We start from the raw sequence: 7,692 nt of genomic DNA, 5'->3' as shown, positions 1-7,692 counted from the left end.
ATTATAGAAATATATATAATTTTTATATTTTTTGCTCCTTTAAGATATATAAATCAATTATTTATATATCCTAGCTAAAATAGGAGGAAATTTATGAAAAATAGTAATGTAAAAAAGTTAGTTGAAATTAGTTTATTAATAGCGTTAGAGGTTATTTTAACAAGATTCTGCTCAATATATACAGGAATCTTGAGAATAGGTTTTGGATTTTTACCAGTTGCTATAATAGCGATGATGTATGGTCCTATAAGTGCTGGTGTAGCATATGCAATAGGTGATATTTTAGGAATGATGATATTCCCAAGTGGATCTTATTTCCCAGGTTTTACACTTACAGCATTTTTAACAGGTGTAATTTATGGTGTAGTATTATATAAACATCCAAAAACTTGGGGTAGAATAATACTAGCAACTTGTTTAGTTTGTTTAGGAATGAATTTATGTTTAGATACAGTATGGCTTCACATATTAATGGGTAAAGGATTCTTTGCATTGTTGCCAACTCGTATTTTTAAAGCAGCAATAATGATACCAATACAAACTATACTTATCCAATTAGTTTGGAAGAATATAATTATAAAAATAGCTAAACCTTCTGAAATAATGGCTTAATGCTAAAAATAGAGATTTAGTGTGGGATTTTAATTTTAATATAAATATAGTAGCAGAAGTAGTCACTGCGAATTTAGATAGGGTAAATTGACTATAAAATAATTCATACCAATACCAATAGCTAGATATGGAAGCAAATAATTCATTATAGTGATTAAGTAACTAAGTGACAAGATACAGTGCCTGTAAATTTATACAGGCACTTTTTGTATTTTATGTATATAAATACCAAATAAGGACATACTGATACTGAGTATTTCTTTAGTTTTATAATATAACTATCATAGACATAAATAAACAAAACTAGTGTTATTTCTTTGAAGGAATCGTTTTATACAAAATAGAATTGATTATCAGTAAACTTCAATGGGAGGGATGCGAGATGATTAAATGTTATTTAGAAGATAAAACATTACTAGTTCAGTTTACAACAACAGAACTAGATCATCATGTAGCAACTTATATAAAAGAAAATGTAGATGATATTATAATGAGAAAGAATATAAAAAACATTATATTCGACTTTCAAAATATAAAATTTATGGATTCTTCAGGAATAGGTGTTATCATAGGCAGATATAAAAAAATAGCAAATGCGCATGGAAATGTATCTGTAATAAATATGAATCCAAGAGTGGAAAAAGTTTTTAATTTATCGGGAATGGGCAAAATAATCAATGTATACAAATCATATGAAGATGCGATAAATTCTTAATAAGGGGGAACTATATTATGAACATTATGGAAGTAAAATTTTCCGCAAAATCAGAAAATGAAAGCCTTGCAAGAGTAATAGTTGCATCTTTTGCAGCTAAATTAGATCCAACTATAGATGAACTATCCGACATAAAAACAGCTGTATCGGAAGCAGTAACAAATGCAATTATTCATGGATATGAAGAAGACGAAACCAAATTTGTACATATGAGATGTGAATTAATTGAAAACACTATAAAAATCGTTATCGAGGATTATGGAAAAGGCATAGCAGATATAGAAGAAGCTAGACAACCAATGTTTACATCAAAGCCAGAATTAGAGCGTTCTGGAATGGGATTTTCATTTATGGAAAGTTTTATGGATGATATGCAAGTGGCATCAATTGTAGGAGAAGGGACAAAAGTTATAATGACTAAAACAATAGAAATACCTAAATAAATTCTAACATAGAATAGAGGTTTGATTATGGGGATAACTGCCAAAAAAGAAGAAAAAAAGCATTTGCTTAGTCATGAAGAAACTTTAGAGCTTATACAAAGAGTTCAAGAAGGGGATGAAGAAGCTAAGGAAGTGTTGATATCTAGCAACCTCGGGTTAGTCAGAAGTGTCATCGGTAAATTTTCAAACATTGGTTATGAAAGAGATGACTTGTTTCAATTAGGGTCTATAGGCTTGATTAAGGCTATATATAAATTTGACCCTAGCTATAATGTAAAATTTTCTACATATGCTGTTCCTATGATATTAGGAGAAATAAAAAGATATTTAAGAGATGATGGTATGGTAAAAGTATCAAGATCTCTTAAACAACTCGCCATCAAAGTTAAGATGCAGGGTGAAGCTCTAAGCAAAAAACTTGGACGCGACCCAACAATAGAAGAAATAGCAGAAGAATTAGGGGTAGAAAAAGAAGATGTAGTAATGGCAATAGAATCTAATTTTTCTGTTGAATATCTACAAGGAGTTATACATGAAGAAGAAGGTTCTCCTATATGCCTTATCGATAAAATATCTCGAAAAGGAGATAATGAAGAAGATAAGGTGGTAGATAATATTCTTTTGAAGGAAGTACTAGGAAAATTAGAAAAAAGAGAAAGACAAATTATCATGCTTAGATACTTTGAGGATAAAACTCAAAGTGAAATAGGACAAATACTAGATATCTCCCAAGTACAAGTATCTAGAATAGAAAAAAAGGTTTTACACAAATTAAAATCCTACATTACTATGTAGGATTTTTTTTATTCTAAGGAAATTATAGATTATTTGCTTTGTGGAAAATTTATAATTTCAAACTTATTATCTTTATACATTAATACATCATTTTAGAAAATATAATTTCAGTTATATGCATTTTTTTTATTTTTTTTCAAACAATAATATATAAATTAACTATATATGGTTAGGAAAGGATTGATTGTATGCCAAATCAAAACAATACACAAAATAATGACCAAAACTATAAAGATTATGTAGATGAGATAAGTCCAAAACCAACCTACATCAAAAACTATATCATGGCATTTATAGTAGGAGGAATCATATGTATTATAGGTCAAGCGATAAATGATTCGTATATGCATTTAGCCGGATTAGACAAAAAAACAGCAGCTACATGGACTTCGATAACATTGATTTTTATAGGTTCATTCTTAACAGGAATAGGAGTTTATGATTTGATTGGAAGAAGAGCAGGAGCAGGTTCTATAATACCCATCACAGGATTTGCAAACTCTATAGTATCACCAGCTATGGAATTTAAAAGAGAAGGATATGTGATGGGGGTTGGGGCTAATTTATTCAAAATTGCAGGGCCAGTTTTAGTATATGGTATAGGTTCATCTATTTTATTTGGATTTATTTACTACATAATACAAATAATATTTAAGTAAGGAGTAAATTTAATGAGAAATAAGCGAATAGGTAATAGAACTATGAAAATGGAAAATAGTCCAACTATTATTTCTACAGCATCTATAGTTGGACCAAAAGAAGGCAAAGGACCTCTAAAAGATAAGTTTGATGTTATATTACAAGATGATTTATATGGAGAAAAAACATGGGAACTAGCTGAAAGTAAAATGATTCAAACGGCATTAGAAACAGCAGTACAAAAAGCAGAAAAGCAGTTAAGTGATATTCACTTTTTATTTGGTGGAGATTTAATTAATCAAATATTCCCAGCATCATTTGCAGCTAGAGAATTACAAATACCATTTTGCGGTATATATGGAGCTTGCTCTACTATGGCACTTGGAATGTGTCTTAGCTCCATTGTAGTTGATGGAGGTTTCGCTGATTATGCACTTTGCGGAACATCTAGCCATTATTGTACAGCAGAGAGACAGTTTAGATTTCCGCTAGAACTTGGAAATCAAAAACCTATGACGGCTCAATGGACAGTTACAGGAGCGGGAAGTGCCCTTATTTCAAACAGTGGAGAAGGACCAAAAGTAAAATATATAACAATAGGAAAAGTAGTAGATAAAGGAATCGATGACGGAAATAATATGGGAGCGGCTATGGCTCCAGCAGCTGTCGACACAATTTACTCATATTTTGAAGATACAAAAGATGATCCAAAATCATTTGATTTAATTGCGACAGGTGACTTAGGAACATTAGGTAAAAAAATAACCTGTGATTTATTAAGACAAAAAGGTGTAGATATATTCGATGTTTATACAGATTGTGGGCTTGAAATTTTTGATTTAGAAGAACAAGACGTTCACTGTGGAGGAAGTGGATGTGGATGTTCGGGAACTGTATTTGCATCATATATATATCCTAAATTAGTAAATAAAGAATTTAAAAAAGTAATGTTAGTTTCGACGGGTGCATTATTATCGCCAACAAGTACGCTTCAAAAACAAACTATTCCATGTATTGCACATGCAGTAATAATAGAAAGTGAATAGATTTTAGATTTATAAAAATTAGAGGATGTGAAAAATATGATTCTAGAGTATGTAAAAGTATTTTTAGTCGGTGGAACGATATGCCTAATAGCTCAAATTTTAATGGATTATTTTAAAATGCAAACACCTTATGTTATGGTGACATATGTTACTACTGGAGCGGCGCTTACATTTTTAGGTATCTATGATAAAATAGTAGATTTTGCTGCGGAGGGAGCGATGGTTCCTATCATAGGTTTTGGATATTTATTAGCAAATGGAGTTATAGAAGGTATTAAGAAAGATGGATTTTTAGGTATATTGACTGGAGGAACAATAGCTGCAGCAGGAGGAATAGCATCAGCGATATTTTTTGGATATGTAATGGCTGTAATTTTTACACCAAAGGCAAAACCTTGATTTAATTATCAAAATTATTTGCATCATTGAGTATGTAAACAGGATTAATATACTAAGTCTATAATAAAAAATGCCATGGAATGATATTTTCCATGGCATTTTATTTTATTTTTAATTATATACTAATTATATTTATATCTATTGATAAATATAATTAGTATATGTTTTGAAAATCTCTATATTTTAAATATTTTATGATATAGTATTTTACTGTTCTAATCTAAAAGTCTTAGATTATTCTGTGGCATTATCACCATTATCAGGAGTAGTATTACCGCCATTATCAGGAGTTGTACCTCCGTTGTCAGGTGTAGTGTTACCACCATTATCAGGAGTAGTAGTACCACCATTTCCACCGTTGTTGTCAGGAGGATTTCCTCCGTCACCAGCACTTGGTGAATCATTAGTATCTTCGTCTGTTGTTGCATTGTTATTTGGAACAGTAGAACGATGAGTACTTGTTCTAGTTGGTGAAGTTCCGTTTACGAATGCAGCATTTGAACCAGAGTTAGAAATTCCACCATCATTTAAGTTTATTTTATAGAATGTTATTCCTGATGGTTTTTCAAAATCTATTACTTCTAAATTTTCATGTATAGGCTTCATAACACTTGCCCATAATTTTGCTGCTGCTGAACTTGATTCTTCTACTGGACGAAGAGCTATACTGTTTCCATCAGCGTCTTTTCTACCAACATCATCTCCGATATAAGTAGAGCATACGTAATATGGAGTATATCCAACGAACCATACAGCATATTTTTTATTAGTAGTACCAGTTTTACCAGCCACAGGCATTTCACCTATAGAAGCTTCTGTACCAGTACCTTCTTTTACAACAGCTTTAAGCATATCTGTCATAACGTAAGCAACTTCTTCATCGACAACTCTGTGTTCTTCTGGAGAAGATTTTACGATCAATTCTCCGTTATAAGTACTAACTGTAGTAAATACAGTAGGTTCTATATAAACACCGCCATTAGCTAAAGCACCATAAGCTGCTGACATTTCAAGAGGAGAAATACCATAAGCCATACCACCTAATGCTAAAGATGGGAATGTTCTATCTGTTGTCCTAGAACTATTAGTTTTACTATCTACAACAGTTGTTATTCCGAAGTTTTTAAGATAATCCATCATTACATCTATAGAATCTTCATAAGTATCACCTAAGTTTTCAGCAGTTTTTACTGCAACTGTATTAGATGATTTTGCAAGACCTAGACGTAAACTCATATTTCCAGCACCTGCAGTAGTTGTAGATGGATTCCATATTTGATTCTTTTTAAATTTATATCCGCCTCTTGCATCGCTAAATACTGTTGATTGAGTCATTTGTAAAGTATCAATTGCCGCAGTATATATAGAAAGAGGTTTTATTGTAGAACCTGGTTGAACTGGATTAGTAGCCCTGTTTAAAGTTCTCTTACCTTTTATATTTCTACCACCGATTAGTGATTTAATTTGTCCATTATGATAATCAATTATAACCATAGCAGATTGTGGTTGTGTTATACCGTTTGAATCTGTAATTGAGTTTGCTGGGAAATTAGAACTATTATTATATTGTGCTTCTAGTTCTGCTTGCATACTAGAATCTATAGTAGTTTGAATTTGAAGACCACCATTATAATATAATTTATTAGCTTCTTCCTGAGTATAACCTTGATCTTTTAATGCGTTTATAACTTCATAATATACATAATCTTCGACTGTTGAAACTACTGTTTGCATAGTTTTAGGTATGTGAATTTGCACATTAGCGACATCTATACATGCTTGATCATACTCACTTTGAGATATATAACCGAATTCTTTCATTTTACTAAGAACTGTTTTTGCTCTTCCAACAGCATTTGGATTAAGTACAGCTTTTCTAACAATCATAGTACCTTGCTTTAATTGGCTATATGTATCATAGTCAGTAATCAATCCCCAAGAGTATAGTTTGTCAACCATATTAAGCTCTACTTCAGTAGGATCGTCATATCCATCATTTTCAGTATGATTAATGAATATTAATTTGTTTTCTAAATCAGATCTTTGTTCAGTACCGTCTAACTTAGCTTTATTAAATGGTGTATATTTATATGGATTGTTGGTAGCACCAACTAACATTGCAGCTTCAGGTAAAGTAAGTTTTTCTGCTGATTTATTAAAACATCCTTGTGCAGCTGCTTCGATTCCATAAAAACTGTTACCTACATACATGTTGTTTAAATATGTAAGTAAGACATCATCTTTATCTACAACTTTACTCATTTCATAAGCATAGTAGATATCTTTTATTTTACGAGACATAGTTTTATCTTGAGAGGTTAAAAGTAATTTTGAGACCTGCATAGGTATTGTACTACCACCTTGTTTTTGACCAAGAATAGTCTTAACAGCTGATCTAGCTAGACCTTTTAAATCGACACCATTATGTTCATAGAACCTAGAGTCTTCTATAGATACAAGTGCGTTTTTTACGGTTTCATTATTTAACTTCTTAAGAGGAATCTTTTTATTTCCAGTTTCGGCTTCTGCCAAAGTACTTCCATCTGAATATTTCAGTATAGTTTTACTATTAGTTTTTTCATCTAATAATGCTTTAGTTATGACTTCAGTATCTCTTAAAGATGAGAAAACTAACGCTGAGCCAACAGCAACACCAGTGACTAGCATAAATAAAATTACCATTCCGAAAATTTTAAATTTACTTCTTTTTCTCTGTTTTTTAGGTTTTGATGAAACTTTTTTATAATTATTTTTCGATGCACTGTTATTTACATCATTATTAGAAGATGAAGAAACTTTTTTTCTTCTAATCTTATTCTTATCATCATTATTGTTATCTCTGCTCATGATATACCTCCTTACTTAATGCATAATTATAACATATTTTATTTCCTTTTTATAGTTAATTAAAATTTGTAAGAATATGTAAAGTTTATTAAGTTTCAATAATAGATAAAATCCTATGGTATAATTATATCCTTTAAATAGTTGATTTAACAATATAATTCATAATAATGTAAATGATAAAATATTGCAGAGAAAA

The 7,692-nt window shown here is 30.7% G+C and carries 8 protein-coding genes; 7 read left to right on the top strand and 1 reads right to left on the bottom strand.

Annotated features, from left to right (window positions below; all coding sequences use genetic code 11):
• Positions 1 to 93 precede the first annotated feature (93 nt).
• The 7 genes from I4U58_RS11485 (at position 94) to I4U58_RS11455 (ending at position 4,649) form a co-directional block, all read left to right on the top strand.
• Complete coding sequence (locus tag I4U58_RS11485; protein WP_195931488.1) at positions 94 to 612, top strand: folate family ECF transporter S component; 519 nt, start codon at positions 94 to 96, stop codon at positions 610 to 612.
• A 382-nt stretch (positions 613 to 994) separates the two neighbouring features.
• Positions 995 to 1,327: an anti-sigma F factor antagonist gene (gene spoIIAA / locus I4U58_RS11480; RefSeq protein WP_195931487.1), complete on the top strand. Its 333-nt coding sequence runs from the start codon at positions 995 to 997 to the stop codon at positions 1,325 to 1,327.
• 14 nt (positions 1,328 to 1,341) lie between these two features.
• Positions 1,342 to 1,770, top strand: coding sequence for an anti-sigma F factor (gene spoIIAB, locus I4U58_RS11475; protein ID WP_195931489.1), 429 nt, complete (start codon positions 1,342 to 1,344; stop codon positions 1,768 to 1,770).
• A gap of 27 nt (positions 1,771 to 1,797) precedes the next feature.
• A complete protein-coding gene (sigF, locus tag I4U58_RS11470) occupies positions 1,798 to 2,565 on the top strand; it encodes an RNA polymerase sporulation sigma factor SigF (protein WP_195931486.1) in 768 nt (255 codons plus the stop codon).
• 188 nt (positions 2,566 to 2,753) lie between these two features.
• Entirely contained in the window at positions 2,754 to 3,224 is a 471-nt protein-coding gene (gene spoVAC / locus I4U58_RS11465; RefSeq protein WP_195931485.1) for a stage V sporulation protein AC, read from the top strand.
• A 12-nt stretch (positions 3,225 to 3,236) separates the two neighbouring features.
• A complete protein-coding gene (spoVAD, locus tag I4U58_RS11460; RefSeq protein ID WP_195931484.1) occupies positions 3,237 to 4,250 on the top strand; it encodes a stage V sporulation protein AD in 1,014 nt (337 codons plus the stop codon).
• A 36-nt stretch (positions 4,251 to 4,286) separates the two neighbouring features.
• Entirely contained in the window at positions 4,287 to 4,649 is a 363-nt protein-coding gene (locus tag I4U58_RS11455) for a SpoVA/SpoVAEb family sporulation membrane protein (protein WP_195931483.1), read from the top strand.
• Between the two features lie 234 nt (positions 4,650 to 4,883).
• Here the strand turns inward: I4U58_RS11455 and I4U58_RS11450 are convergent, their stop codons facing one another.
• Positions 4,884 to 7,496, bottom strand: coding sequence for a transglycosylase domain-containing protein (locus I4U58_RS11450; RefSeq protein ID WP_195931482.1), 2,613 nt, complete (start codon positions 7,494 to 7,496; stop codon positions 4,884 to 4,886).
• Positions 7,497 to 7,692 lie beyond the last annotated feature (196 nt).

The sequence above is a fragment of the Clostridium sp. 1001270J_160509_D11 genome (assembly GCF_015667935.1).
Classification (GTDB): Bacteria; Bacillota; Clostridia; order Peptostreptococcales; family Peptostreptococcaceae; genus Intestinibacter.
The sequence above is the reverse complement of the archived record's forward strand: the minus strand, read 5'-3'. Positions and strand labels throughout refer to the sequence as shown.

What these genes read in the sequence shown, in the direction of transcription:
- spoVAC (WP_195931485.1), top strand. Translation starts at nt 2,754, where the DNA reads ATGCCAAATCAAAACAATACACAAAATAATGACCAAAACTATAAAGAT.
- I4U58_RS11455 (WP_195931483.1), top strand. Translation starts at nt 4,287, where the DNA reads ATGATTCTAGAGTATGTAAAAGTATTTTTAGTCGGTGGAACGATATGC.
- sigF (WP_195931486.1), top strand. Translation starts at nt 1,798, where the DNA reads ATGGGGATAACTGCCAAAAAAGAAGAAAAAAAGCATTTGCTTAGTCAT.
- I4U58_RS11450 (WP_195931482.1), bottom strand. Translation starts at nt 7,496, where the DNA reads ATGAGCAGAGATAACAATAATGATGATAAGAATAAGATTAGAAGAAAA.
- spoIIAA (WP_195931487.1), top strand. Translation starts at nt 995, where the DNA reads ATGATTAAATGTTATTTAGAAGATAAAACATTACTAGTTCAGTTTACA.
- spoVAD (WP_195931484.1), top strand. Translation starts at nt 3,237, where the DNA reads ATGAGAAATAAGCGAATAGGTAATAGAACTATGAAAATGGAAAATAGT.
- I4U58_RS11485 (WP_195931488.1), top strand. Translation starts at nt 94, where the DNA reads ATGAAAAATAGTAATGTAAAAAAGTTAGTTGAAATTAGTTTATTAATA.